Genomic DNA, 26,154 nt, shown 5'->3' with positions numbered 1-26,154 from the left:
TAATATACCTTTCTACTTGCTACGGCGAGAAAAATCACTTACACCAGGGGTTCCAAGAATGGATTTCGGAGCATCACCAGAACCATCATGTCTAATAGAAAGACTAGAATCTTCAGCTTCCACTATGGATATGGACCGTCTTCGATAATCACCGGAACCATCATCTCTAGGAGGTAAAGTTGCTTTTTCTAACTCAGAAAACAATTCTTTTGCGAAATTACCGTAGTCTATATCTTCTTTCATTCCTTCTCTACCACATAATCTAAGGTCTTCTATCATAACTTCTTTGAAGGACTCAAACTTTTCAGGAAAGCAATCCTTGGCAAATAACATTATCTCTAATATTTCTTTTTTTTCATCAGACTTACGACCAGATCGTTCCCAATTAACCACTAACCCTGCAAGTGCGTTTTCTATAGGAACTTGGAAGTTAGAAGTATCGACAGCAGCCTCCTTGTGTTTATAAAAGCGATCACATCTCCACATTTCCATAATAAGAGATCTAGCTTGAGCATTAAACTCAGGATTTTCCAACATAACATTTGAAAGTGAGGAAAGAAGAAGTTTATATTCTTCATATGAGAATATTTTCTCTGAATGATCTCCGCCTCCACGTTCTGAAACTCCTTTATAACACCAGCACTGTACTAAATCATGCACTGTATCAAAAAAATACGAATCTATTAATTCAGCAAAAAGGGAATATACTCCTTTATCTTTCTGCGATAATTTCTGCAAAAGAGTATCTTTGTCAGCTACCTTATTTACACAAAAATCTAAAATAGGAGCATCTTTCTCAACAGATTGAACGCGAGACAGAGCAAGAATAGTTTCTGTAAGCTTCTTCTCTGCCATATCTTGATTTTCTTTTAAAATTTCTTTATAAAAATATTCTACTCCTTCACTCCACTTAAGTTTTACAGCACTATCAAAACCTTCTGATGCATTACTTGGTTGCTTCAATTCTCCAGACTCTTTATCTATCCAGAAATTAAATACATGTCCCTTCCTTCCAATGCCACTCAAAAGTGAATTTCTTATGTATTTGTCAGTTATAGGATTGCCACTACCATCAAGTTCATCAGAAGAAAAATTACTTTTGTAAGATTCAAATCTTTTTTGGAAGAATGGATGAATTTTATCTACCACACAGTAACTAGAAGCTATTTCATATATGCGAAGTGGATTATCTATTTTTTCTACTTTTTCTTCAGTCAACCTTTGACCTAGAACATGATTATTTAGTCTTGTACCTGACCAACAATTTTCATCTTGGAATATATTGTACAAAAACTGCAGTTTATCACCCTCAAAAGATTTAATATTCTCTATATAGGTCTCCGCCCACCTTTTAATAGCTAACTTCCTCCCAGCAGCTTCAGGATCTGTATGTTTTATAACATCTTGTAGCTTTTTAAGTACTGCAGCTTGACGCTTTGTTTCTATTGGCATTTTACCCCCTATATAAAAATATTTACTGCATTATGCAAAAGTTAGAATTAAATGGCAACACTAAAATTATCAAGGACAAGAAAAATTTTATGAAAAACATTTTTTATATTTAAATATCATCTATTTTGCACTTAACTGATGCGTAGAATTGGTGAGAAAATCAAACAGGCCATAGCGAGAATAGCGGAAGAGTTAGATATAGCCTCTAGACTAGTGGATAAAGAAATATAATAAGTTAAAAATGGATAGAGCTTTAAGGGAGTTGCAATACTTAGGCTTTTTCCTTGAGTTGTTCAATTTCATCTATCGAAAGGCCGGTAGACTCAGCTATTAAGTTAACAGATACGCCAGCTTTCAGTAAGTTTTTTGCAACTTCAATTTTACCTTCAATTTTACCTTTTTGATGGCCGATTGATGGCCGATTTGGATGCCTTCTAGTCTACCTTCATGTTTAGCATCATCGAGTTTTTGTTCCAAGATAGCAGCTTCTTTTTTTAAATCCATTACCCTTTCTTCATAAGCCACTAGATCCTTCTCATTCCTATGCTAGCTTTATTATTGGTGACTTTTCTGCTATTTTCCTTAAATCTTCATCAGTTGTTTCTTCTGCATATTTAAAGAAAAATAGCCAACGATCTACTACATTTTCTAGCTGCTCTTCTCTGTTCTTAGGAAACTTTGGCAGCTCAATGAAGATAAATTGAAAATCTTTTAAGTCATGCTCGTTAGTTTTTTCATCTCTTATGGTATGGCTAGATATATAATCAGGCTTATCAGGAAATAAATTACAATTGGAAATAGCAATAAAGAAAACCTTCTTTAAATCAGTGTACTTACCACCTTTATCAGCCTGCCTTGAGTAAGCCTTAGCAGCATATAATTGAGCCCGTTTTTCGAAGCCTTTATCACGAGCGAGTTGGTCAGGTAAGGAAGCAATATTACTACTACTCCCTCCCTTAGAAACGCAGCCTCTTGAAAAGGAGCTTGCCAACATTCTTGTTCGTTTTACTCTCTCATCAAAATACTTTTTCCATTTTAAGTCAAGGGGATTTGCATCCGCTCTGATTTTAACATGTCGTCTGATAAGTATATCAATCAGCTTAAGCAGTCTTAAATACCGTATCTCTTTTGGTTTGTTCTTGCATATGGGTGCAGCAAAGACCCATTGTCGTTGACCCATTACTTTGAAGTAACGATTCTTTATCCAACGTAATCCTTTACGAGGATGTCTTTTCTTTGCCCATTTCCATAAACTATGCCAAATTTCATTGTCGATCTTTCTAAACGCTTTTTTAGCACACACATGGTGATAGTAATTTCCCCATCCTCTCAGTAGAGAATTGAGTGACTTAATTACTATAGCCTGAGTGTTCGCTATATTTGCTTTTATCAATGTACGTGCTTTATTCAGAAGTCTTTTAATACTTTCTTTCGAAGGTTTAATAATTAACTTCTTATTATATCTACGTACATTACAACCAAGAAAGTCAAACCCTGTTGTGATAGATGTAATCTTTGTCTTCTCTTCTGACAGAATTAAACCTCGCTCATGAAGAAAAGATGATATTAAAGGCTTAACTTCATTTTCCAGTACTTCATGTGTGAAACCTGAAATAATAAAGTCGTCTGCGTACCTGATTACATTCACTCCACTTCTGATTTTTCCTCTTCTTTTGCTACCTAATTTACCAAAGCGACTTTCTAATAACTGTTCAAGACCATCTAAGGTAAAGTTAGCTAGTATTGGAGAAATTATACTTCCTTGCGGAGTGCCAGCAGTTGTGGGATACAGAGTTTTCGATTCTAGGAAACCAGCTTTTAACCATCTATGAAGAATTTTCTTCTCCATAGGAATATGCTTCATGAGCCATTCATGGTTAATGTTATCAAAACAACCTTTGATATCACCTTCGAGTATCCATTGTAGTTGATTACGACTTGCCAGTAATAAGTGGCAAGCCACAGTAGCGTCTGCGCAGGATCTTTTAGGTCTAAAGCCGTAAGAGTGACGATCACTGATTGTTTCAGCTACCGGTTCCAACGCGAGCAGATACAATGCTTGCATCGCTCTATCTTTTATCGTGGGTATACCAAGAGGCCTTCTTTTGCCATTAGATTTACTGATATAAATTCGTTTGAGCGGAGAAGGTTTATATCCTCTTTGTTTTAAAAGCTTTATTCCTTGAAATTTAGCATTGCAAGTTGACCATAGTTGACGATCTACACCTGCTGTGGTTTTTCCTTGGTTTTCAGTTACTCTCTTAACAGCCAAAGCTTTTCCGCTAAAAGAGCGTGTGAGAAGATGTTGTAAAGCTTTTACCTTACCCCATCTTCCTTCTTGGACAGCCTTAACAATACGTCTTTGTAGCCTCACAATAACTTTCTGGCATTTCTTCCATGGCAATTGCTTCCATGCTTCAAAGCTTTCGGTAGATGCACTTACAGGTTTACTTGTAATCATCTGCTTTCCTACCTTAAGTGGTTAACAAAGTTTCTTGTCACGAGGGACCAAATGGAAGTCTGCTCGTTTTCACGAGAATTAATGTTACAAATTCTATCCATTTCGTTACAAAATGGCATTCGCTTTCTCCATTCTCCTTTACCTGCACTTCCATCAGCATTCCTTGCGGTTTGCTTGCCATGTAGGCGAAAATACAGGCTTACCCTGTTCCTTCTATCATACAACAGTGGGTTAGGTGGCTTCTCTATACCGGTGGAGTTATTATTTGCGTACATCTAGAAATGAAAAATGTAACTTATCCACATTACCTTTTGGTCAGAGCTTATCAGCATCTTTAGCTCTTTCATCGTATCGGTACTTATAAAGCTTCACTTACGTTCACCATACCACTAAGCCTAGCCCTCCAACCACATGATGCTTGCAGTTTATGCCCCTCTCACGATTGAGCATCTTCTTTTTCAAGAGGAGGTTCATTGTCCGCATCGCTTGGCACCAACCGGTTGCCCGATTCGCACTGATGCGTAGACTCAGATGGCAAAACATCTGGTTTAATAAGTTTTAGAATCCTTTCAGTTTCTTTCTGAATGAATTCCTCTCCTTTTAAACAATATGACCGAAGACTTTCAGGTCGCACCATTTCGACTATGACTTGCAGCCCATTTTCATCTCTACAAAGAACATCAACAATACTCTGCTTTTTAGCGGCAATTTCAGGATCCAAAATGGTAGCTAAGAATTCAACATCGTGAATAGCAGCTAAACCAGTAAAGCCTAAAATATCGTTCAAGAAATGAATGAGAATATCTTTGTTTTTCTCAGTGCCAAATATTCTTTTGAAGGCATAATCATTGCGAGCATCAAGAAACTTCGAAAGAGCCATGACGAATTAACCTAAAAAGCATTAATAATTATACACAATTGTGAAGAAATATTCAACGTTTTTGTGCTAAAGCCTATTAAGGTTAGCTAAATTTCAAGAGTCGGCAAAAACTACCTTCATAAATGACCCTAGAATGCTATTACGCACCTTAATGTTATATTTTATCATCTTTTACAACTCCCTCTATAAACCCCAGCAAATGAATTCATGAGCTATAAAGAGCTTTAAAAACAATTATTTTGGGTATGAGAGACTAACCTCCTAATAAAAATACGAGCCTAAAAGCTCAATTACGATTTACCTAACATCGTGAGGACAGGTTCATTAGCCTCCCACACCTTTACATGATAAAGATCTTGAAACTTAATGTCAACATTTCAGTAGCAAATTTATGTTAAATCTATATCCTGTCAATATGGACAAAAAGAAGGTTATAATATATACAGATGGAGCATGTTCTGGAAATCCGGGGCCTGGTGGATGGGCAGCCGTGGTGATGTATGAAAATAAAAGTGTCTTTATCAAAAAACGCATCTCTGGAGGTGAAGAAAACACAACGAATAACAAAATGGAATTAAAGGCTGTGATTAATGGGCTAAAGATGTTGAAAGTTTCTTGCAAAGTTATTTTACACACTGATAGTCGTTATATTAAGCAAGGTATAACAGAGTGGATCAATAAATGGAAGGTAAATGGTTGGAAGACAACCGATAAAAAGCCAGTGAAGAACAGGGAATTATGGCAGGAACTAGAAGAAGTTGCTTTGCAGCATGATATTAATTGGAAGTGGGTTAGAGCTCACAACGGTAATATGTACAATGAGGAGGCAGATAGACTTGCTAGAAAGGAATCTAAAAAGCTAAAATATAGAGATTGTGAGGTCAAGAAATCACCAAAAAATAGAGGGAACTCTAAGTTTCATAGATTGGGTGGAGTATTATGGCAATAATTCTTTTAGACACAAAAACTATAAATCGTATAGCAGCGGGAGAGGTAATAGAGAGGCCAGCAAGTGTAGTAAAGGAATTAGTTGAAAATGCAATAGATGCTGGAAGTTCAGAGATAGAGATCAAAATAGAAAGTGGTGGGCGTAATCTTATAACTGTGACAGATAATGGAAATGGAATAGAAAAGGAAGATTTGGAACTTGCGTTTATGCGCTACGCTACTTCAAAATTAAGCGATAGTGAGTTAATAGAGATCAAGCACCTTGGGTTTAGAGGAGAAGCTTTACCTTCAATTGCAGCAGTAAGCAGAATGAAATTATCGTCTAAGGCAAGTAGAGCAAAGGAAGCATGGTCTATAAGGTATGAGGGAGGAGAAAAAATAAGAGAGATTACACCTTGTTCTTTGCTACAGGGTACATATATTGAAGTTCGTGACTTATTTTTTGCCACTCCAAATAGATTAAAATTTCTAAAAACCGAGAGGGCAGAAACACAAAGCATTGTTGACATTGTAAATAACTTAGCAATGATTAACTATAGTATTGGGTTTACTCTCACTTCCGGTAATAAAAAGCTCTTAAAATATGTTAAGCAAACTTCATTATTTAACAGATTATGTGAAACAGAAGAAGAATTTCAGAGCAATTCGCTGGAAGTTAAAGAGGAAGAAGATGGCATCAAACTTACGGGACACATCTGTAAACCAACTATTAGTCGTGGCAATTCAACTCAGATCTATACGTTTGTTAATGGAAGGCCAATAAAAGATAATCTACTTATTGGTGCAATTAGATATGCGTATCAAGATTTTATTCTAAGTGGGAGGTATCCTTTTGCAGTGCTGCACTTAGAGATACCATACGATCAAGTAGATGTAAATGTGCATCCAAATAAATCGGAAGTAAGATTTCAGAATAAAAGGCTAATATATGAAATAGTGAGAAGAGGGATAATAAAAGCATTATCAACGAGGTTTGCAGCAAGTGGTCAAGGTATTGAAGAGGAGCTAATTTTTAATGATAGTAAAAGCCAAGAGCAGGTTGATAGTAAAGAGAAAAAGAATCAAAAAGAGTTTTATGAAAAGAGACCAAGTCTTTTAGAAAATCGTCTAATGAAAGAATTCAATGCACCAGATGAAAGAAGGCAAAGCTTACCAGAAACGTTTAAGTATGGAGAATCTCCACCCCAAAAGGGAGCGATGGTTCTAGAAAGGGAGCAAATTGATTTGATAGAGGATCACCCTCTAGGATATGCACGCTGTCAGGTCCACAGTACTTACATTATTGCTGAGGCTAAAGGCAAATTAATTATAGTAGATCAGCACGCAGCTCATGAAAGATTGATATACGAGTGCTTAAAGCAAAAATCAAGCATAAAAAGACAGAAACTTCTTCTTCCTGAAACAGTTAAAATCAAAAACCAAGCTGGAATGGGGATGATTGAAACTTATAAAGATGAGCTTTTTGAAATGGGTTTTGGTATTGAAATAGAATCAGAAGATAAAGTAAGGGTGAAAGAAATACCTGCAATCTTAGGAACAATAGATATAAAAGAGATGCTAGTTGATATAGTAGATAAGTTAACGGAAATGGAAGATACGTTGCCAATAGAGGATAAGGTGAATAAAATATCAGCCACAATCGCTTGCCATGGAGCAGGAAGAAAAATGAAATTGGAAGAGATGAATGAGATACTAAGACAAATTGAGAAAACTCCATATTCTGGTCATGAAAGACCAACTTATATAGAAATGAAACTAAGTGATATAGAAAAATTGTTTGAAAGGAGATGAGTTCAGTTTGTCAAAAAGGTTCTCAATTAAGCATACGTAACAGCTCTTCTGGTTATGGAGTATAAAATGTGAAAAAAGAGAATAATTACTCTAATTTTTTATATTATAAAGTAGTAGGACAGAAAGTAAGAAGTTGTAGGATAGCAAAGGGGTATACTCAAAAAGATTTAGCAAAAAAAATCAGTGTAACGTATCAAATAGTACTACAATATGAAAAAGGAACACGAAAAATTTCGATTGAAAAGTTGTGCGCTATAGCAAAGGTATTATCAATTAATATTACGGATCTTATTCCTGTATCAAATGAAAAAATCTGTTTTGAAGATAAGGGAGAGGAAATATTAAATCTAGTAAGAAAATATAAAACGATTAATGATCAAGAGTTGCGGAAGGTGTTTTACTTGCTAACAAAATTTACCCGAGTTGGTGAGAAAAGTAGTAAAAAAGCAGAGAAAGTAAAAATTGCAAAGGGCCTGGTTAAAGCAGGGATTTCTGTTGATATTGTTTCACAAGCAATTGGCCTCTCTGCTGATGAATGTGTTGAAGAAAAAATAGGTTCTATATACTGCAAAATAGGAAAGAAGATAAAAGAATGGAGACTAGTGCGGGAATATACTCAGAAGGATTTAGCAAAGAAAATGAGTACAACACGTGATGAAATAAGCAACTATGAACAAGGAAGAACTGCTGTTCCACTGGGAAGATTATATGAGATAGCAAAGGCGTTATCGATTAATATCATGGACCTACTTGAACTAACAGAGGATGCAGATGATAAAGTGGTACCTAATTTAATTGAAGAATACAAAAAAATTGAAAGCCAAGAACTACGTTATGCACTAATGAAATCTCTGTTTGAAAGCATACAAATTTGCGAAGAGAAAGTGAAAAGAGCAGAAAAGATGAAAATTGTAAAGGATTTAGTTAAGGAAGGAATTTCTATCAATATTATTTTAAAAACAGTAGGCATCTCTTTAGACGAAATTCAACAAATTTAAAATAAAAAATCAGTATCTATTAATATCTTTACTTTTTGATGAAAAAATAAGTAAAAAAGATTGAAAAATTGATTTGACTTCACTCGGAAGCTATGGCTCTATGCCAATGCTGATAAAGCAGTAAATATTAAAAAAAAGTTTGTTGTTAGTGAAGGGTAAATTATATGAATAATAATAAGAATAAAGAAGAAATAGAATTCAGAATATTAGAAAGCAAAGGCAAAGCACTACTTGATCGTGAAATAATGGAAACATTTTTAAGTGCAGTACATGAAAGGCCGCAAGCTCAAGAAATTGCTAAAAATCTGGTGAATACTTATGCAGGAGTAGGAAGGATTTTAGGTAGAGAAATGGATAACCTGAAAGTTATAGAAGGAGTAACTGATTCTGCAGTAGCAATGATTATGTGTGTTAAGGAAACACTAGAAAGGGTACTGAGAGAAAAGCTCAAAAGTGAGCCAATAATGGACTTACAAGGGCTAGTAGAGTACTTAAACGTAAGTATAGGCCACTCAGAAAGGGAATGTGTAAAAATACTGTACTTGAATAAAAGGCGTCAACTAATTGGAGAAGAATCCTATATTGGTGAAATGGAAAAAGCACCAGTATACATAAAGGAAATTACAAGAAAAGCATTAATAAAGAATGCAACATTAGTAATAATGTCACACAACCACCCTGGGGGAAGTTTAGAACCTTCAGAAGAAGATCAAGAAGTAACAAAGAGCTTAGCAGCAGCATGTAGTACTGTAAGCGTTAGATTATTTGATCATATTATCATTACAAGTGGGGGTTATTTTAGCTTTAGAGAAAACGGATTGTTATAGCAGAAAGTATTTGCAAATCTACTCATATTAATTTATAATGAGTAATATAATGTATAATAACAAAGTTTATTGTACACTTAAAAAGTATTTTTAATATGAGGTTTATATGACTAGTAAAGATCAGAATAAAAAGACTAATGTTAATCACAAGAAAATATTTGGTGCTCTTGAGAGCGTTGATATAGAGCAGTCTAAATTTGTGAGTAAAATTAATAGCCAGAAGGAGATAAAACTGGAAGATACAATGCCTTTCCCTAGCAGAAACGTTCGTGAAAACAAAATCAACTATGGAAAAGGACTTGATTATATATATGGCACAAAACCTGTAAGTGATCAAGAAGATAAAAATCCATTTGCCTCAGCTTTGCAAAAAATAAAGCCAAATACAGAGAAGCTGAGCTGGTTTAAGAGTTCTATAGTAGAGGCAAAAAACGTAAATGAATTGCACAAAGTTATAGACAAAGTACTAGCTTCTGGAGCAAGGCTAAATGCATGTAATGATGGAGAATGGAGCTTCGCGGAATATGTGATACTGGGCACACATTTTCATAAATTTGATAAGGCTGATCGTAAAAAGCTAATACGTAAATTAATGCTAAGTGGTGCAGAGTTTCATGATACTCTACTGCAGAATAAACTGATAGGTGAAATCTATAATGAGCTACAGCCAGAAGTTCAGCCACAGATAGATAAGCAACTAGAAGAGCTAGAGGAAGCTGGCGAAAATGCTGTGCAAGAAGGAGAATTAATAGATGTTGAGATAGATAATACAACATCGTATATAGAATTTTCTGGGAATAGTAAGGTAGAGGTAGCCAAAATACTGGAAGCAAACAGAAAGTTAGGAAGTAATATCTTAAAAATTGGTAATGATGCAGTTGAAGTTAAAAGTGAGAAGGGAGGTATAAGAAACTATACCGATATTTCAGATGGCAGCTCTATCATGTTAGAATTTCCTACAAGCATTGGTAAGCTAAATATTATATTGTACCACGATGTAAAAAAATATGATCAAGTACAAGTCAGAGTAGAAAACAAGGAAATGTGGGCTGAACTACAACAAAGAGGAGAAGAAATAGGAAAAAATTGTCTTTTTGCTGGAGTAAAACTTAAAGAAGCAGTAGAAAAGGGAAGTTTTATGAGGTGTGGCATATGGAATAGCAAGCAGCTTATGAAGGAGGTTGATAGCCCAAGTGAAAAATTGTTTTCATGGGCAGACAAAGTACGTGAAAATAGTAAAGAAACTTGTAGGGCACTTTAATTTAAAGGTTCCAGAGTCTGGCTATTATATCTGGAGCCTTTGAGCTATAATAGAAAATATTATATGCAAGGTTCTTTTTGTGGAAAAAAGTCTAGATTATAAAGTGGGAGAAAAATTAAAAAGCTGGAGGTTAGAGCGAGGGTACACTCAGAAAGATTTAGCAGAGAAAATTTGTGTAAAATACTGGGTGATATTGCAATATGAGAAAGGGAATCGTAGAGTTCCAATTGAAAGGTTGTATTCTATAACTGAGGCACTATCAATCAGTATTACGGATCTTATTCCTGTATCAAAAAGCTGTCTTGAAGATGAAGAAGAAATATTAAATCTAGTAAGAGAATATAAAAAGATTAACGATCAGGAGTTACGTAAGATGTTTTGTTTGCTAACCAAATTTGTCCAAGTTAGTGAGAAAAGTAGTAGAAAATCGGAAAAAATAAAAATTGCAAAGAGTCTGGTTAAAGCAGGAGTTTCTGTTGACGTTGTTTCGAAAACAATTGGTCTCTCTGCTGATGAATGTGTTGAAGAAAAAGTTGGTTCTATCTACTACCAAATAGGCAAAAAGATAAAGGAATGGAGACTAGTGAGAGAGTATACTCAAAAGGATTTAGCGGAGAAAATGAGTACAACACGTGACGAAATAAGCAACTATGAACAAGGACGCGTAGCTACTCCACTGGGAAAATTATATGAGATAGCAGAAACATTATCGATTAGTATTACAGATCTACTAACAGAGGAAGATGAAGGTAGTAAAGTGGAAAATGAGCTACCGAATTTGATTAAAGAATACAAAGAAATTGAGAGCCAAGAACTACGTCATGCACTAATAAAATCTTTGTTTGAAGGGATACGTATTTGTGAGGGGAAAGTGAGAGAGATAGAAAGGATTAAAGTTGCAAAGGATCTAGTAAAAGGGGGAATTTCTATTGATACTATTTTGCAAGCGGTAGGTTTATCTATTGATATGGTTTTAGATGGATAGCTCGTAAAAAAATTATAGCAATAAAGTTTTTTTCTTAAATGGAGGATAAATGTTTGTTTCTGCAAGCAATGTTAGTTACGGAATAGGGCAAAGAATAGAAAATTGTAGGTTAATGCGAGGGCATACTCAAATAGGATTAGCAAGTCAAATAGGTTTAACATACCAAGAAATAAACAGCTATGAAGATGGGTATATTCCTATTCCAATTGAAGTACTATATATAATAGCAAGAGTATTATCAGTTGACGTTGTAGATTTATTACCTGAACCAGTAATAGTAAGGGAAGACAGCTATGAAGACGAGGAAATACTCTATCTAACGAAAATATACGAGAATCAAAAGTTAGGCAAAATAGTACCTTCATTAATCAGGTTTGTTCATATTAGCGAGAAAATCAATCAAGAGGAGGCAAGATTAGAAGTAGCAAAAAATCTAGTTAAAGAAGGAGTTTCAGTTGACATAATTTCCCAAGCAACCGGCTTATCTATTTACGAGTATGATAATACAGAGAAAGAAGTCTGCACTGATTCTATATACTACAGAGTAGGGCAAAGAATAAGAGAATGGAGATTGATAAGGAGATACACTCAAAAAGATTTGGCGGATAAAGTTGGTTTAACACTCAAGGAAATACACGACTATGAAAGAGGGTATACTGCTATAACATTTGATAAATTATATGAAATATCAGATGCATTATCAGTGAATATTAAAGTTCTGCTACCTAAAACAAGAGAAAGCAAAAAGCTATTGAGTTTAATGGATGAGTACGGAGAACAAGAATCATTAGTCAAATCTCTATCTGAAGATATGAAAAGTGGCAAGGAAAAAGTTAAAAAAACAGAAAGGATCAAGGTTGCAAAAAATCTAGCAAAGGAAGGTGTTGCTATTGATATTATTGTGCGAGCAAGTGGCCTAACTGCCGATGAGTGTGAAAATTGAATTGTGTTTAAGATATAAGTAAAAATGGTTAATATATTATCTATTCTAAACCCTTATTTAGCTCTGCAGAATTTTTTTGGCATTTCTACGTATCAAGATAAAACATCACAGAATTTATCGACTACTTTTTGATTTTCCTCTATCATTGCATTTGCTTCTTGCTGAAGAGATTTGATATTTTTTGATGTAATATTATCCATGTCAGGTGATGCTATTTTTAGTTGCGATTGTATACGTATATATTTATCAGCTATAACTTGATTAAGTTGATAGTTTACTGCATCTAAACTTGAGGCAAACATCACATGTAGTAGTGGTTTTATCCAGCTTATTTTTCCAAATCTCCTTGAATTAGCTATGCTTCTATCTCTTCTTCCAGTACCTATTGATAACAGTAGAATATCATCATTTGGAAATAACCTCTTACCACTTGCATATGCACAAGCCGCTGGATTATTGGCAAACACCCCACCATCCACTAATACTCTTTTTATCTGGTTAATTTTGAGATGTTTTGGCATGAAATAAGTAGGTGCAGCCGTTGCAGCTCTGAGTGCATCTTTCAGCTTAATATTACCTTCTTTCCAGCTTTTAAAGAAAAATGGACGATTATTGTGAATATCATAACTTGTTATCAGTACCTTACTTAATGTGTTTTTTAGAATATCCTCTCCAAAATATTTATCCAGTACAGATTCAATATTTTTATGTGGGTATTGTGCGCAGTTAAACCAAGATAATATTGATCTCCTAAAAAATGAAGACTTAAAAATATATGCTCCGTACTCTTGGTAAAGCTCAACTAAATCATTGGCTGAATATTGGGGATTTCCTCGTTCATCTTTTCTACATAATCCCGCTACAACAATTCCACCGGTTGAGGTTCCTGCCACTAAATCAAAGATTTCAGCTATCGGTTTCCTTGCCCTCTTTTCTATTTCTGCTAGTATAATGGCTGGTATGATGCCTCTTATGCCTCCGCCATCTACTGAAAGGATATATTTAGTCATGTTTAGATATTTATTGATTTTATTAACTTGTTCTCTTTTATCAGGTTGTGTTTCTTGTCCAAGTACTACTGTATGTTTCACTCCTAGAGAAAATTGCACCAATCTAATAATTGATTCCGTAGAGCATGCTAAAGGGTCTGTATTGGTTCAAGCATATTCATTTACTTCTAAATCTATTGCAAAGTCGCTAATCGAAGCTAAGGAACGTGGTGTTGATATTAAGGTTATTCTAGATGAATCACAAACTAGTTCAAAACATAGTGTAATTAACGAATTATTTGAGCACAAAATCCCGATATGGATTGACTTTAAACCTGCTATTGCTCATAGCAAGGTAATTATTATTGATAATCAAAAAGTCATAACTGGATCATTTAACTTTTCAGATGCAGCTCAGCAAAGAAATGCTGAAAACCTACTGATCATAACAGGAGATTCTCCACTAGTTGAACAATACGTCAAAAATTGGAAAAATCGCCAATCGCAGTCTAAGCATTATACACCAGACTTTAAGTTATCTTTGAATTCATCTAATTCCTCAGAAAGATTTTTCACCCTTTCCTCAAGTACTAACACTTTTTCCATTAAACCATATTCAATAAGTTTATCGTGAAATTGTACCCTTGAGTCTAACTTGGATAACCACCATATGATTGCTACGGTTTGGATTAATAACGTGATAATTACTGTAATTGGAACTTTTTGCTTTTTCATGTGAAAGTATTAATCTATTATGAATAGTTTTGGAAGTTTATATACAGATCATAGAAAACTTATAGCTTTAGTGATTACTTTTTGTTGATTCGTATTGATCCTCTGCTTCTGCAAGTAGCTTTATTATTTCTCTGTAAGGTTTATCTTTATTGTGCCTTGATCTTAGTACAGCTACATCTCTTGGGTTTTTCCCATCTGTGTCTCTAATGGTAGGGTCTGCACCTTTGTCTAATAAAAACTTAATAACTTCTAGGTGTCCTTCACCTGCAGCGTGATGTAAAGCTATTCTTTTAAATGCATTTCTATCAAGTGCGTTTATATTTACTTTTTCCTCTTCTATTAAAAATCTGATAATGTCTAAACATCCTTTTCTTGCTGCAAAATGTAACGTTGTTCCACTCAAGTTTGGAGCCATGTCTTTTACTAAAAGTTTTACTATTTCTAAGTTGCAATTATTAGTAGCCACTTGTAATGTTTTGTTATAATTATCTGCAGCTTTAGATCTTTGGTAGCAATAAGTAATAACAACACATACCATTAATATTATAAACCATACAAAATGTATTTTTTCCTTTTCATTACATTTCAGTTGACTCATATTCAGTAGTTTCTTTACATTGAATAGACTATATACTTATTTTTCCTTAACGTTACTTACTCAAAGATGCTGATAACATAGTAAGGTAGCCCGAGCTATTTAAAGTATGTTCCGCTCTATTAACTATCCATTTACCATCTACCGCTTGATTAAAACCTATAAGATTAAGTTTAGCTTCTGCAAATAACTCTGGATTACCAGGCATAGTTATATCTAAAGTTTCATTGTTACGCTTCAATTGTTTCAACTTGGCATTTGCTGCACTCAGCGCTGACTCTGCATTAGAGTAAAGTTCCAGCATAATATAACTTGGCTCGCTACTACCAACTGTTTCTTTAATAGTTTCGCCCTTTTCATAGCTGTGCCATTTTGCTACTACTGAATTATACTTATCACGTACGGTAAAATGCACTTTCCAATTAATTGTGTCTTGAGGTCTAATAGTCGTTGTTCCTAAAGCTTTTCCTGTGGCTGATTTTGCCATATTCTTTGAAATAAACAATATATACCCACCAGCTAATTTTGCCATTGCTTCACGCTCTGTTGCGATCTTTGTTAACAGACTTATATCACTTTCATCTGCCTGATTAATATGGGGTATCAATACATTCTTAAATTCCTCAGCAACTTTATGTCCATATCCATGTTTTTGAGCTATTTCTTTCACTAAGTTTTCTATGGTAATTTGATGCCATTCTTTTGATACCTTTGCTTTTAAAGATATTCTTAAATTTGTTGCATGAGCTTTGATTAGTAGAGTCTTAGGTGGACCTTGTATCGTAACTTCGTTGACTGTATATATACCCATTGGAAAGATTCCAGTTTCCTTATAACCTAGTGCTATGTTCAATTCATTTGGAACTTCTACATTTTCATTGCCATAATCAACGCATACCTCTGCGACATCATCTATAGTACCAGATTCATCAGTAAGATGCACCGATATTACATGATCTTTTATTCCTTCAATGCTAAATTCAGGTTTCATTTATTCCCACACTTTTAACTTCGATTTTTTTAATTGCTTTTGTATTGTAGGTAACTTGATCTTTAATCCTGTAGGCAAAAAACTTCCATACTCTGCAAGACCAGGATTAGCCTCCAATACTATTTCTACTGCTCCAGAGCTATATCCATAGTGCTTAAAACATATGTAATCTAACATTTCATTTTCTCGGGTTATATAATGTACTGTCATACATAACTCCTTAAACTTAAGCTAAATTCAACCTTTTTTGGTAATCCACAGGGAAAATACGACGTTTGCTTTTCTTCTAACCGCACAATAACAAATCTTCCCAAAACATTCCCTAAATTGTCTACTAAGATACTTGGTTCATGATTTTTCTCAGTTTCTTTCATACTTTTTAATTGATTTAAATCATTCAGATTATGGAAATAAATTACTCCTTCTAAGTCTACATTTTCTGCACCTTGACCAATATTTTGTAATGAAGGTATTTTACCAATGCACTCAATTGTACCCCAACGATTTTCTTTACTATACCTTACACTTGTTGGAGAAAGCTTATGTTGACCAAGTGATAGCATTAATAAATTGGTTCTATTGAATCAAATAGAACGTCTCGCGATTTTTCTCTTATTCTTTTTATCACTGCATCGGCAAGACTACGTACGTCTTGGTTAGGTTCTGCTTTTATACTTATATTAAATGTAAAAGTTTGATTGAAAATTTTTTGTTCACACTTTTCACAGTCTTTTAAAACTTTCTCTGAATTATCTTCCATAGCACTTTTTTCTGTAATCACACTTTCAATATTCGTTCTACTATTCGAAATTCCACTAAAAGCATTATTATTTAATAAAGGATTTTCTTTACTAAAAACATTGTTTTCACTAGTTGTGCTGCCTATTTTTGCTTCTACTGGGTTCTCTAATGCTTTTATTGGATTATCATTAAACAATTTTCCTATACCAATCCAATTTTCTATAGGTTTTGTAATTGATTTCCAGATACTTGAGAAAAAGTCCTTTACCTTTTGCCAATTAGCGATTACAAGCGCTGCACCAACTGATAGTCCAGCAACAGCAGCTCCTATAGGATTGGTTAGCGTTAAAGCTTTCAGTCCCATGATTACTGCTGGAATTACTCGCGCTGATAACGAAGTTAATACTGGTAAAAGTGTTCCCTGCAAAATAGCCTTAAAAGTTAATATTCCACCTCCAGCCAATGCAAATGCATAACCAAAACCTACCACTGCAATCTTGCCAATAATAAGAGCTGAAATTATGCTCATAACTCCTGTAGTTAAAATTGGACACTTCTCTGCGAACCAAGCTATAACTGTAGATATTGACCTCAAAATCTTACTTATCCAATTTAAAGGAGGTAGCATAACTGACCCTAAGTTCATTCCTAGCTCTGCTATTGTATTTTTAAGTAGCTGCAAATTATTTGCTGTAGTACTTGCACGGTTATTAAATTCCTTTTGCATAGATTTATTATACTTTTCTTTATCAGTCACAAAACCTATTGCTTTTTTATATTCTTCCAAACTCCCAACTATCAATGCAATATCATCTTGATATTCTTGACCGAAGAGGTTGAGAAGAATTTGCGAACGTTCCTGTTTATCTATTTTCTCTAAAGTTTTAAAAAAGTAGAGTAATGCTTCTTGACCGTTTTGAGCAACTTTTTGTGACATCTCTTCTGCAGTTATTCCTATGGATTCCAATGCTGCTCTGAACTCTTTTCCCTGTCCTTCAGCAGTCTGAAGTTTACTAAGTAGAGCGTTTATTGCAGTTGCTGCTTTTGCTGGTTGTTTACCTAAACTAATGAAGGCATTTACTAAACTACTTGTTTCCTTAATATCAAGACCAAACTGTTTTGCAGTACCACCAACTATTGCTAGAGCTTCAACCATATCTTTTGCTTTGGCAGCAGTGTTATCTGATAGGTAATTTATAACATCACCAACTCCTTCCATCTTCTCTACTGCAATTCCATAAATGTTAGCGAGTTTAGCTATGGAATCACCAGCTTGTTCGGCAGACATGTCAAATGCTGTGGCCATTTTAGCTACTGTTGTGGTAAATTCAAGTAGCTTATCTTTGTCGATACCAAGCTGACCACCACTTGCAGCTATTTTTGCTAACTCTGCAGCCGATAATGGTATTTCACGGGATAATTTCTTCAATTTTCGAGTAAATATATTAGCTTCATTATCACCATTAAATTCTACTACTTTCCTAACGTCAGCCATGGCACTCTCAAAGTCAATCGCAACTTTAATTGGCGCTGCAAGTGAAAGCCCTAGTCCTATAGTCTCCATTACTTGTGATCTATAATGCGCTTTTTTTGCCAAAGCATTTTGCTGTTTTTGTATTACAGATCCTAATTTATTGTATTTCCCTTTGAGTACTTCAATAGATGAACCAAGTTTAGTTTGATCCCTCACTAAAGATTTAATATCCTTTCCACTTTTCCTTATTTCTTCATTTAATGTGTGAAGTGCATCTCTCTTTTTAATATAAGCCTCTTTTGCCTTTGATGCCGATGCTTTCAATTTTTCGAATTCATTTCTCAGTGCTTTGCTTGGTTCTTTTTTTTCCTTCTTCTCTTTAGCGATTGCTGTAGCTGATTCTTTTGCTTTCTTCTCCGCTTCCTTCCAATTCTTCATGGCTTCAAGAGCATCATGATTTAATTGCTTAAATTTGGAGACTGATTTCATTGACGAATCAAGCTGCTTTATACTATCACCCAACTTAGAAAGCTTTGCTGCACTACCTTTCATTGCACTATTAAAACTGCCATCTAATGTTGCACCGATCTTTATTGAAAGCATTGACATTTTTTTGCCACTCCTTTACTTATTTCTATCCAGGATAAAAATTCATTTACATCCATATTAGTAATCTGCTCAATTCCACTTCCTGAAATAGAACTGAGTAGTAATACATTATACTTTAAGTTCTCTGTTTCAGCGGCGACAAAAAATCTTTTAGCACCTTTTGTATTTCTACATAATCTTTAATACATAAATCTTCAACTGCTTCTTTTGGCACAGATGCTAGATTAGCAATTAAAGCTACCTCTTTCAAAGCTTCGCCTTCTATGCGTTCTATAGCAAGTAAATCTCTTACTTTAGGTTCACGCATCGATAACTCTGAGACAGAGATACTATCAACTGTTATTGATTCACTAAGTGTAATTGTTTTCATATTTTCCTCTAAAAAAATAAAATTTCAAATAAGTTTTCATATTCCTAAAACCGTTTGCAGCAAGGCCATTTGATCAACACCATTTATCTTTCTAATCATATTTTCAGCATCGATCTCTATCAGTTCATTACCACCTATAGTAAGTTTATAGTAATGAGCAGCTACAGTACACTTCAGCGTTGCTTTTTCAGCAGGTTTCCAGTTACCAAAATCAAACTCTTTAAAAATGCCTCTTAAATTGATTATTACTGCTTCAATATCATTACTACCACTCCCTTGCATTCCACCTCTGAGTGTCAAAGAAACTGAATTCCCATTTATTAGACCAAATAGCTTAAAGAGTTCTGTATCGTATTCAGAAAAAGTGAAATCTGCTTCAAGCTTTTCCATTCCCATATCAATATTTATTGGAATATCCATACCACCAGCTCTATATTCATCTGTTTTTATGGTAAGTTTTGGCAAGGTTATTTCATCAATTTTCCCTGCATAACCTCGACCATCTACGAATACGTTAAAATTCTTTAAAATCTTCGGTAACATTTTTTCCTCTTTCTCCCATTTTTATAATATTGTACCACTCACAAGATGTGACCTGAAAGTAATCTGTTCTGCTGGATATGGTGGTGTAAACTCGAAGTCAAAATACACTTTCCCGCTTGCAATGTTTGCCGGTGTGTTGAGTTCTGGAGTTGCATAACATTTTCCGCTAATAATCGCCCCTTGTGCTTTTAAACTTGCCAGATAGGAATTCACCCCCTCAATCACATCATCTATATAAGTTTTGGTAATATTGCGATCAACTGCCCATAGATGAGCTCGAAGTAGACTATCGTTGATTAAATCTGCAGTCCTTCTCACTGACAAAAAAGCCCATTTTGAGTCATTTGAACATGTCCTATTTCCCCAAAGCCTGTAGCCATTTTGATGAATTATCGTTGTTACTTCATTTTCATTTAAATGGTTTGCTCTACAATTTGTATTACCGAGCGTAAAATCAATAGGCCTGCTTGTGCCAACAATACCATTTATCTCTTTATTTGAAGGTGAGTGCCAAAATCCTTGCTCGCTGTCTATTTTAGCTATTAAACCTGCTACAAATGGACTTGCTGGCAAGATTTCTTCTTCAATAAATACCTTAACCCAAGGGTCAACTACGTAAACTCTTGAGCTGCCTACACTTTTTCTCCATTTTATTGCTTCTTCATCATTAGTATTTGGTCCATCTGCAACAATAATTGCTCTTAATTTTTCTGCTATGGAAATTAAAGCACTCACTACTGGATTTACTCCATCTATTTCAGGTAACTGATGAGTAAACTGAGGTGCAATTAATATTCTTGGAGCAATATGAACTATGCTTTCACTACTGAGGAATGCCTCTATCCCTTGATACTCTCCAGTCTCTTTATCAACACCGCCAATTATATTTTGGATAGTTTCACTTTCTTTGAGCTTTGAATCGCTGTTTTCACTTTCTTTAACTCGAATAACTACTACTGTTGCACCAATCTGGGAAAATATTCCGTTTGTTGCAGAAGGTAAACTGCCACTCTTTCCAAGTCTTGCTGCTTCTTTTAAGCTTCCTGCAATTAACACTGGTTTATTTAGCGGAAATTCTTCCACGTTCGCTTCCGGAGCAGTACCAATTACGCCTATCACTGATGATTTAGCTGTACGTACTGTCTTTGCTCCTGAGGTTACCTCAATAACATTTACTCCGTGTAAAAATTCTTCAGCCATTTCTTTGTATCTTTTGTTTAAAATCGTTTAGTAAGTTCTCTAGCTCATTTTTACTTTTGGCTTCTGCAATTTTTTTCTTGGTAATGTCTTCCAACTCTTCACATTTAATTATTTCTTTTACTGCTTTTTTTGCTTTTTCTTCAATTATTCTTGCCATTTCAATAACTGTAATACCACGGACTTTTGCTAAAGGTTCTATAATTTCTGTATCCTTTTTACTTATAGACTCTGGTGCTGCTAGAATGCTTTTTGCGGCTTTTTCTTGTATTTGATACGATTTAGCTTTTTGGTGAGAATTTCCAGCGTATTCGTTAGTATAGTTATTAAAATAAAAACGCACACTATCAAGTGCAGAAAGTTTCGCATTTTCCAATAATTCCAGCTCAATATCTTCCTTATTCCTTTCAACAATTTTCTCTCCTTCTGTTAAACAATAACTTTTTTGCCAGTCAAAATTCTTTGGTGCTTCATACCAATCATTTCCAGTTGGCTTGTTTTCAAGTGTTGTTGTTTCAATCTGCTTGTGGTTTTCAAAACGTATATAAATAGTCACAAATTCCTCCTCATTGCCATATTTGATCAGTTCGTTCTAACCCTGGACATTGCCAACCCCTGAGCGTCCTTTCCACATCTACCTCAAGCCCTGTGGTGAGAAAATTGCTACGTATGTTATAAATCCCCCACTGAATAAATTGACCATAGTTGTGTACATAATTTGATGCAAGCATACCTTGACTAACTTGTGTTCTGGAATACAGATAAGATGATGTGTAAAGTAATATTGCAACTGTTTTTCCTGCTGGAATCTCCACATTACCAGATCCGGCTAACTTGCTATCAGAACTCGTGTATTGGTAAACATTTTTCCATACTATTTTTGAAATACTTGATTTATTAGAATTAGTGTTATCAGGAGTTCCCACAAATAATCCTGCTCCCCCATACTCCGTACTCGAATACGATGATCCAACAAATTCCATTGTCTTATTTATGTTCACATTGGTTGTATTTTTTACAAATACTACTCCAAGTGCAGCATACGGGTAATAGTATATCTCATCATAACTACCCGAAAAACTTTTTGTGCATAACTCTCCGTAAATAAATGTTCCTTTACTTCCCTCTATAAAACTTAGTTGTCTTGGCCGATAAAAACTAACGTAATCTGTATTGTACGTATGGCTACCTGCTAGTAGTTGTAACATATAGTCAGTTTTTGTTATATCACTACTCCACTTTCCAAGCTCTGTCGTAAAAGTTCCGTGGCCAAAATAATTATTTTTTCTGCCAAGTACACCAAATAAGAAAGGTAATGACCCTGGTTCAACCATGTTGCGCTTTCTTATTTCATTTATAAGAGACGCTTTTAACTGTTCATCCCGAGTTTTTACCTCATTTATCAGGGATGTTTTTAATTGGTTATCACGAGTTTCTATTTCCCCAATAATTGATGAGCCAGATGGTACATTATTAACAGCACGAAAATCTTCTACTAAACCTTTAAGACCATCTTTATGACTATTACTAATGCTATTTATTGCTGCAATATTGGCATTCTTTCTCGTATCAAGTAGCGATAAATTTGTTGTTCCTTTTTCATCAATTCTCTTTAATAATTGCTTCTCTGATTCAGAGATCACTGCTAAAGAACTAGCTTTTTTATTATCCAGATCAGTTAAGTGTTTTTTTGCACTATCAAGAAGTTCTTTTAGCTTACCATCAGTCATCTGTACAATTTCAGAAACTGCACTTTTGTCGACTATTGATTCCAATGCTTTAGCAAGATATGCTAATTGATCTGGTGTACTGTTTTCTGCTAAATCCTTAAGTCTTTTTTGTAGTGCATCAATTATTCCTTTTACTTCAGTCATCTGCACAACGTTGGAAATAGCTTTTTTATCTGCTATCAATTCCAGCGATTTTGCAAGATATGCCAGTTGATCAGCTGTGCTACTTACTGCTAAATCCTTTATCCTTTTATGTAACGCTTCTATTGCTTCTTTCATTCCCAAAAATTCAAAAAAGTCTCAAAATTAAACCGCTCAAAATTACTCTTAAGTTGATTATGCTCATCTTCTCTTTCGGTAATATCTTCATCTATTTTCTCAATTGTGGTACGGATACGAACAACATCCTGCACAGCAATATTTTCTGGATGTAGTAGTGTATATCCTCGTTTGCTTTGGTCATTTGGCATTGATTTAAGTAATAATCACTCGCAAATTTTTGACTTTAGGACGATAGACAACTGTTCCACTTAAAACTAATTTTATCCTTGTCTCATTACCATTAAAGTTTGTTAGCACATGAGTTCTCTCTACCCAATTTTCCCCTATTGGTTTTCCCGAGGTTAAATTTACTAGCTGCCATTCTTTGACGCTTTTCTGCACATATGCTTTTACGTCTGCAGTGCCAGGTATTAGCGCATCATATGTTATGGTAATCTTAGTGTTAGCTCCTGCTGTAATGCTTCTTGTAACATAATCTCCTTTTTCCCCTATATTACCCATAACTAGCTGTAACCCAGGATAAAGAACTGGACTTTTTTCTCGCCCTCCTTTTAGGCTTGCTTTTACCGTTAATTCCCCATTTATTCTTTCACGCAGTGCGAGCGGCAAATTATCAGACAAAAAATTTTCTTTTCCTTCTTCATCTGTTAAAATAAATTCCACATTGGTATCAAATGCTACTTTTTCGACGTTCGTCAAAACAATTAAATCTGATACGTTATTTGCAGTAACCTTGCCAAGATCAATAATGTGAGAAACTTCGCTAAATTTTGCAGCCAAAAGCCGAAACGTTAAATCTAAGTTCTGATGTGGAGTCCAGGTACTTGCATTGCTTGATGAAAGTAATACTCCTACTTGATATGGTTGACTTGTTACCCAACGAATATTTACTGTATCATATTTGCCAAGCTCTGCTATTTTTACTGCAGTATCTGCATCATCAGTGAGTAGCACTATTGCATACTCTTGTCCTGCATGGCAAAACACTGGTAACCACTCTATACGTGTTGCTGTGCCATCTATCTTTATATCTTTTGGCTCAATATAACTTTCAGCAATGACAGTCTGCGAGGGCATTCCCACTGCTGTTTCTCTAATCTGCACAACAACACGTTTTTTGCCGCTATTTGTGAACCATAAATCTAGACCCCCTATGTGTCTGCTCTCATTTAAAGTAAATGTTTGTGCTAAAGGATCAACTCTTCTTGCTGCGATAACTCTTCTTCTTTCCTCTATGGTAATTGTTTTTTTACCAGTATAAGTTGCTTCTCCATAACTTCCTTTATCCCCGTAAAATTGCACTAATTTAGTACCGGCTGGAATATTTGCTGGTACTTTCACCTTTCCCTTTAATTTTCCCTGATTGTTAGCTGTTAACATTTGGTTTTCCAGTTTTAAGTTATAGGTTGAATGTTTATTCCGTCAAATTTTATCTCTTTAAGCTTCTCATTTGGCTCAAAACCTTCAATTTCAAAATTCTGTATTGCTTCTCTCATAAATTCAGTTTCGTATGAAGCACTTGACAGCAGCTCTGTCGTTTCTTTAACATTAAATACTCTTGTTACTGGACTTTTCCAATTTGTTTTTACCTCCGTCCAGTGATCTATATTTTTATTTAGAGTAATTTGTGCCGGTACTGGATCAAAAGCTTGGTATGGATTGATCTTTTCTCCTTTAGTCTGTAAAAGCTGCTCCAGTACCGGTTCAAGTTCATACGGCAAAAGATATCTTTCCCCACCTTTTTCAATATCTGCAACTTCTACATCTATTGGCAGAACTAGCTCTCTATTTACTATTGCTGCAGACTGCGAAATTCCTTGATCACGCATATCATCATCAAAGAATGGGTCAACAAATACTCCTTTTTTGGTAGTAGGTTCTCTTGAATTTGCATCATTGCGTAAACGCTCCTGTGCAACCAGCGCATAAAGATCATTTATTCCCTTCTTCATTGCTTCAAGTTCATTCATTGGCACAGCATGAATAGCATTATTCACTATTTTTACCCCTTCGCCTTTTTTCCATGTCTGATGAATGTAGCAGAGCAAAAGTTGTCCACTAGGCGCTCTAGGCATTGATGGTCGCCAAGGGTGGGAAATTCCTTTTATTCTTCTTACCACTCCTTTGCTATCGATAGTAATTAAATCATAGCGGGGCATTTTCCAGGTATAATCAACCAGAACCAAGCTGTTATCAACTGCACCTCTTACTTTACATCCCTCTTCGCTTATATCTTCAGGGCTTATATGAGTGCGGCAGCGATAGGTTATCAGGTAACTACTTCCAGGAGCTGGTTCTTTACCAGGTAATGACCAATCAACGTTTCCTGCGTTTAGTTTGTAATCTATACTGTTTTCATAAATAACATTGCCTTGTTTAACTTGAATAATCTCAAGTACTGCAGAGTCAGGTATCGGATCAATAGCTCCAGAATATGAACCGTGAGTAACAATAATAGTTTTTTGAACAGTTATGTCTACTTTTTTGATTTCACTTATTGGAAAATCATTAACCTTCAGTTCCATTACTCTTTGGCTATTTGGCTGAAAAGTATGTGGTTCTGATTCAACTGATTTTATATCCGGATCTTCATCAAAAGAAACACGAATACTGTGAGGAAGTTCAATCTCATAGCCATCAACATGAGCTTTTCCCTCATTAATCACAAATATTTCTTTTTTACCTTTTTTTACCCCTTCTTCTCCCTTTTCTTCTTTGTGGAGGAACATCACTTCAAGGCCATTTACAACGTAGGAACCATTTGCTTCTTTGTCATAACGAGCAAGAGCAGTAGTTACTATATTTGCTTGTGGTGGCGGTGAATGTTCTATCAATACTCCATTTTCAATGTTATAAATTGGATAAAATTCTCCTGAAGCATTAGTAGTCACACCCTCAGCTTGATAACTCCAAGTGGTGGAAACTTTAAGCCTTGCAGCGCCTACTTCTTGATAATTACGTGTACCAACAGCAGGATCACGAAGGTTTTCATCCTCAAGCTCTGTAATGGTAGATTCTAGATAATAAACACCTATGCGAACTATAGTACTCAGTGGAATAACAAACTCTTTTTCCTCTACTTTTCTCACTGCTCCACGCAGATAGATTTTTCCTGACTCAAGTGTAACTTTACCAGTTTCTCTATCTATAATACAATTGCTTCCTGTTATAACATCACCATCACGAAATATTGCATCACCTATGCCTTTAAGCTTAGAAAGAGCATACTCCTGAGTCTCATTTAATTCTGCAGACTGTAGACCTCTTCCAGCAAGAAATAAGCTTTTTTCGTATTCTTTGTCAGGATTAAAGCGGTTATAATAGGCGTTTAAAGTCATTTTATGCTAGAAAA

24 protein-coding genes and 4 pseudogenes are annotated in these 26,154 nt (G+C 35.0%); 8 read left to right on the top strand and 20 right to left on the bottom strand.

Annotated features, from left to right (window positions below; genetic code table 11):
* Positions 1–12: 12 nt before the first annotated feature.
* The 5 genes and pseudogenes from ACFZP3_RS07985 to ACFZP3_RS07965 form a co-directional block, all read right to left on the bottom strand.
* The gene (locus tag ACFZP3_RS07985; RefSeq protein ID WP_386086890.1) at positions 13–1,452 is read right to left on the bottom strand and encodes a cytoplasmic incompatibility factor CifA; all 1,440 of its coding nucleotides are present in this window, start codon (positions 1,450–1,452) and stop codon (positions 13–15) included.
* A gap of 271 nt (positions 1,453–1,723) precedes the next feature.
* Positions 1,724–2,446, bottom strand: a pseudogene (locus ACFZP3_RS07980) (Rpn family recombination-promoting nuclease/putative transposase).
* A 204-nt stretch (positions 2,447–2,650) separates the two neighbouring features.
* Positions 2,651–3,913, bottom strand: a pseudogene (ltrA, locus tag ACFZP3_RS07975) (group II intron reverse transcriptase/maturase); the annotation flags it as partial.
* Between the two features lie 8 nt (positions 3,914–3,921).
* Positions 3,922–4,188: a hypothetical protein gene (locus tag ACFZP3_RS07970; RefSeq protein ID WP_386086891.1), complete on the bottom strand. Its 267-nt coding sequence runs from the start codon at positions 4,186–4,188 to the stop codon at positions 3,922–3,924.
* Positions 4,189–4,547: 359 nt separating this feature from the next.
* Positions 4,548–4,793: pseudogene (locus tag ACFZP3_RS07965) on the bottom strand (PD-(D/E)XK nuclease family transposase); the annotation flags it as partial.
* Positions 4,794–5,208: 415 nt separating this feature from the next.
* On the opposite strand from ACFZP3_RS07965, the gene rnhA reads away from it, so the two are divergent.
* The 7 genes from rnhA to ACFZP3_RS07930 all read left to right on the top strand — a co-directional run bounded on the left by rnhA (position 5,209) and on the right by ACFZP3_RS07930 (position 12,546).
* Positions 5,209–5,742 (top strand): ribonuclease HI, encoded by a 534-nt coding sequence (gene rnhA / locus ACFZP3_RS07960; RefSeq protein WP_386087113.1) that lies wholly within the window; start codon positions 5,209–5,211, stop codon positions 5,740–5,742.
* Positions 5,733–7,532 (top strand): DNA mismatch repair endonuclease MutL, encoded by a 1,800-nt coding sequence (mutL, locus tag ACFZP3_RS07955; RefSeq protein WP_386086892.1) that lies wholly within the window; start codon positions 5,733–5,735, stop codon positions 7,530–7,532. Before rnhA ends, mutL begins: the two co-directional genes overlap by 10 nt.
* A 68-nt stretch (positions 7,533–7,600) precedes the next feature.
* Positions 7,601–8,530: a helix-turn-helix domain-containing protein gene (locus ACFZP3_RS07950; protein WP_386086893.1), complete on the top strand. Its 930-nt coding sequence runs from the start codon at positions 7,601–7,603 to the stop codon at positions 8,528–8,530.
* Between the two features lie 164 nt (positions 8,531–8,694).
* Positions 8,695–9,357, top strand: coding sequence for a RadC family protein (locus ACFZP3_RS07945; protein WP_386086894.1), 663 nt, complete (start codon positions 8,695–8,697; stop codon positions 9,355–9,357).
* Between the two features lie 106 nt (positions 9,358–9,463).
* Positions 9,464–10,618, top strand: a complete 1,155-nt coding sequence (locus ACFZP3_RS07940; protein WP_253309529.1) for a hypothetical protein — start codon at positions 9,464–9,466, stop codon at positions 10,616–10,618.
* Positions 10,619–10,697: 79 nt separating this feature from the next.
* The gene (locus tag ACFZP3_RS07935; protein WP_386086895.1) at positions 10,698–11,603 is read left to right on the top strand and encodes a helix-turn-helix domain-containing protein; all 906 of its coding nucleotides are present in this window, start codon (positions 10,698–10,700) and stop codon (positions 11,601–11,603) included.
* Between the two features lie 49 nt (positions 11,604–11,652).
* A complete protein-coding gene (locus tag ACFZP3_RS07930; RefSeq protein ID WP_386086896.1) occupies positions 11,653–12,546 on the top strand; it encodes a helix-turn-helix domain-containing protein in 894 nt (297 codons plus the stop codon).
* Positions 12,547–12,638: 92 nt separating this feature from the next.
* On the opposite strand, the gene ACFZP3_RS07925 is transcribed toward ACFZP3_RS07930, so the two are convergent.
* Positions 12,639–13,556 (bottom strand): patatin-like phospholipase family protein, encoded by a 918-nt coding sequence (locus ACFZP3_RS07925; RefSeq protein WP_386086897.1) that lies wholly within the window; start codon positions 13,554–13,556, stop codon positions 12,639–12,641.
* Between ACFZP3_RS07925 and ACFZP3_RS07920 the strand changes: the two are divergent.
* A pseudogene (locus ACFZP3_RS07920) lies at positions 13,555–14,061 on the top strand (phospholipase D family protein); the annotation flags it as partial. The gene ACFZP3_RS07925 and the pseudogene ACFZP3_RS07920 sit on opposite strands and share 2 nt — an antisense overlap.
* Here the strand turns inward: ACFZP3_RS07920 and ACFZP3_RS07915 are convergent.
* The 14 genes from ACFZP3_RS07915 to ACFZP3_RS07850 all read right to left on the bottom strand — a co-directional run bounded on the left by ACFZP3_RS07915 (position 14,052) and on the right by ACFZP3_RS07850 (position 26,140).
* Positions 14,052–14,270, bottom strand: a complete 219-nt coding sequence (locus tag ACFZP3_RS07915) for a hypothetical protein (RefSeq protein ID WP_386086898.1) — start codon at positions 14,268–14,270, stop codon at positions 14,052–14,054. The pseudogene ACFZP3_RS07920 and the gene ACFZP3_RS07915 sit on opposite strands and share 10 nt — an antisense overlap.
* A gap of 67 nt (positions 14,271–14,337) precedes the next feature.
* Positions 14,338–14,868, bottom strand: coding sequence for an ankyrin repeat domain-containing protein (locus ACFZP3_RS07910; RefSeq protein ID WP_386086899.1), 531 nt, complete (start codon positions 14,866–14,868; stop codon positions 14,338–14,340).
* A gap of 52 nt (positions 14,869–14,920) precedes the next feature.
* Positions 14,921–15,856 (bottom strand): phage late control D family protein, encoded by a 936-nt coding sequence (locus ACFZP3_RS07905; protein WP_386086900.1) that lies wholly within the window; start codon positions 15,854–15,856, stop codon positions 14,921–14,923.
* Positions 15,857–16,066, bottom strand: coding sequence for a tail protein X (locus ACFZP3_RS07900; RefSeq protein ID WP_264723594.1), 210 nt, complete (start codon positions 16,064–16,066; stop codon positions 15,857–15,859).
* Positions 16,063–16,419, bottom strand: coding sequence for a phage tail protein (locus ACFZP3_RS07895; RefSeq protein WP_386086901.1), 357 nt, complete (start codon positions 16,417–16,419; stop codon positions 16,063–16,065). The genes ACFZP3_RS07900 and ACFZP3_RS07895 overlap by 4 nt, the downstream gene beginning before the upstream one ends.
* Entirely contained in the window at positions 16,419–18,680 is a 2,262-nt protein-coding gene (locus ACFZP3_RS07890) for a phage tail tape measure protein (protein ID WP_386086902.1), read from the bottom strand. Before ACFZP3_RS07890 ends, ACFZP3_RS07895 begins: the two co-directional genes overlap by 1 nt.
* A gap of 115 nt (positions 18,681–18,795) precedes the next feature.
* Positions 18,796–19,050, bottom strand: a complete 255-nt coding sequence (locus ACFZP3_RS07885; RefSeq protein ID WP_386086903.1) for a phage tail assembly protein — start codon at positions 19,048–19,050, stop codon at positions 18,796–18,798.
* A 36-nt stretch (positions 19,051–19,086) separates the two neighbouring features.
* Positions 19,087–19,593: a phage major tail tube protein gene (locus ACFZP3_RS07880; protein ID WP_386086904.1), complete on the bottom strand. Its 507-nt coding sequence runs from the start codon at positions 19,591–19,593 to the stop codon at positions 19,087–19,089.
* Between the two features lie 21 nt (positions 19,594–19,614).
* Positions 19,615–20,793, bottom strand: a complete 1,179-nt coding sequence (locus tag ACFZP3_RS07875; RefSeq protein ID WP_386086905.1) for a phage tail sheath subtilisin-like domain-containing protein — start codon at positions 20,791–20,793, stop codon at positions 19,615–19,617.
* Positions 20,786–21,346 carry a hypothetical protein gene (locus ACFZP3_RS07870; protein ID WP_019236467.1) on the bottom strand — a complete coding sequence of 187 codons (561 nt, stop codon included), beginning with the start codon at positions 21,344–21,346 and terminating at the stop codon, positions 20,786–20,788. Before ACFZP3_RS07870 ends, ACFZP3_RS07875 begins: the two co-directional genes overlap by 8 nt.
* A 10-nt stretch (positions 21,347–21,356) precedes the next feature.
* A complete protein-coding gene (locus ACFZP3_RS07865) occupies positions 21,357–22,799 on the bottom strand; it encodes a hypothetical protein (protein ID WP_386086906.1) in 1,443 nt (480 codons plus the stop codon).
* The gene (locus tag ACFZP3_RS07860) at positions 22,796–22,990 is read right to left on the bottom strand and encodes a hypothetical protein (protein ID WP_386086907.1); all 195 of its coding nucleotides are present in this window, start codon (positions 22,988–22,990) and stop codon (positions 22,796–22,798) included. Before ACFZP3_RS07860 ends, ACFZP3_RS07865 begins: the two co-directional genes overlap by 4 nt.
* Before the next feature lie 4 nt (positions 22,991–22,994).
* A complete protein-coding gene (locus ACFZP3_RS07855; RefSeq protein ID WP_265032412.1) occupies positions 22,995–24,182 on the bottom strand; it encodes a hypothetical protein in 1,188 nt (395 codons plus the stop codon).
* 14 nt (positions 24,183–24,196) lie between these two features.
* The gene (locus ACFZP3_RS07850) at positions 24,197–26,140 is read right to left on the bottom strand and encodes a DUF4815 domain-containing protein (protein WP_386086908.1); all 1,944 of its coding nucleotides are present in this window, start codon (positions 26,138–26,140) and stop codon (positions 24,197–24,199) included.
* Positions 26,141–26,154: the final 14 nt, after the last annotated feature.

The sequence above is a fragment of the Wolbachia endosymbiont (group A) of Norellia spinipes genome (genome assembly GCF_964273535.1).
This window is presented reverse-complemented; position numbering and strand designations above follow the sequence as displayed.

Bases quoted from the DNA above. Each gene is read 5' to 3' on its own strand.
- ACFZP3_RS07850 (WP_386086908.1), bottom strand. From the start codon at position 26,140: ATGACTTTAAACGCCTATTATAACCGCTTTAATCCTGACAAAGAATAC.
- ACFZP3_RS07880 (WP_386086904.1), bottom strand. From the start codon at position 19,593: ATGTTACCGAAGATTTTAAAGAATTTTAACGTATTCGTAGATGGTCGA.
- ACFZP3_RS07970 (WP_386086891.1), bottom strand. From the start codon at position 4,188: ATGTACGCAAATAATAACTCCACCGGTATAGAGAAGCCACCTAACCCA.
- ACFZP3_RS07925 (WP_386086897.1), bottom strand. From the start codon at position 13,556: ATGACTAAATATATCCTTTCAGTAGATGGCGGAGGCATAAGAGGCATC.
- ACFZP3_RS07860 (WP_386086907.1), bottom strand. From the start codon at position 22,990: ATGCCAAATGACCAAAGCAAACGAGGATATACACTACTACATCCAGAA.
- ACFZP3_RS07915 (WP_386086898.1), bottom strand. From the start codon at position 14,270: ATGAAAAAGCAAAAAGTTCCAATTACAGTAATTATCACGTTATTAATC.
- ACFZP3_RS07910 (WP_386086899.1), bottom strand. From the start codon at position 14,868: ATGAGTCAACTGAAATGTAATGAAAAGGAAAAAATACATTTTGTATGG.
- ACFZP3_RS07900 (WP_264723594.1), bottom strand. From the start codon at position 16,066: ATGACAGTACATTATATAACCCGAGAAAATGAAATGTTAGATTACATA.
- ACFZP3_RS07940 (WP_253309529.1), top strand. From the start codon at position 9,464: ATGACTAGTAAAGATCAGAATAAAAAGACTAATGTTAATCACAAGAAA.
- ACFZP3_RS07885 (WP_386086903.1), bottom strand. From the start codon at position 19,050: ATGAAAACAATTACACTTAGTGAATCAATAACAGTTGATAGTATCTCT.
- ACFZP3_RS07865 (WP_386086906.1), bottom strand. From the start codon at position 22,799: ATGAAAGAAGCAATAGAAGCGTTACATAAAAGGATAAAGGATTTAGCA.
- rnhA (WP_386087113.1), top strand. From the start codon at position 5,209: ATGGACAAAAAGAAGGTTATAATATATACAGATGGAGCATGTTCTGGA.
- ACFZP3_RS07890 (WP_386086902.1), bottom strand. From the start codon at position 18,680: ATGTCAATGCTTTCAATAAAGATCGGTGCAACATTAGATGGCAGTTTT.
- ACFZP3_RS07855 (WP_265032412.1), bottom strand. From the start codon at position 24,182: ATGTTAACAGCTAACAATCAGGGAAAATTAAAGGGAAAGGTGAAAGTA.
- ACFZP3_RS07945 (WP_386086894.1), top strand. From the start codon at position 8,695: ATGAATAATAATAAGAATAAAGAAGAAATAGAATTCAGAATATTAGAA.
- mutL (WP_386086892.1), top strand. From the start codon at position 5,733: ATGGCAATAATTCTTTTAGACACAAAAACTATAAATCGTATAGCAGCG.
- ACFZP3_RS07875 (WP_386086905.1), bottom strand. From the start codon at position 20,793: ATGGCTGAAGAATTTTTACACGGAGTAAATGTTATTGAGGTAACCTCA.
- ACFZP3_RS07930 (WP_386086896.1), top strand. From the start codon at position 11,653: ATGTTTGTTTCTGCAAGCAATGTTAGTTACGGAATAGGGCAAAGAATA.
- ACFZP3_RS07905 (WP_386086900.1), bottom strand. From the start codon at position 15,856: ATGAAACCTGAATTTAGCATTGAAGGAATAAAAGATCATGTAATATCG.
- ACFZP3_RS07985 (WP_386086890.1), bottom strand. From the start codon at position 1,452: ATGCCAATAGAAACAAAGCGTCAAGCTGCAGTACTTAAAAAGCTACAA.
- ACFZP3_RS07895 (WP_386086901.1), bottom strand. From the start codon at position 16,419: ATGCTATCACTTGGTCAACATAAGCTTTCTCCAACAAGTGTAAGGTAT.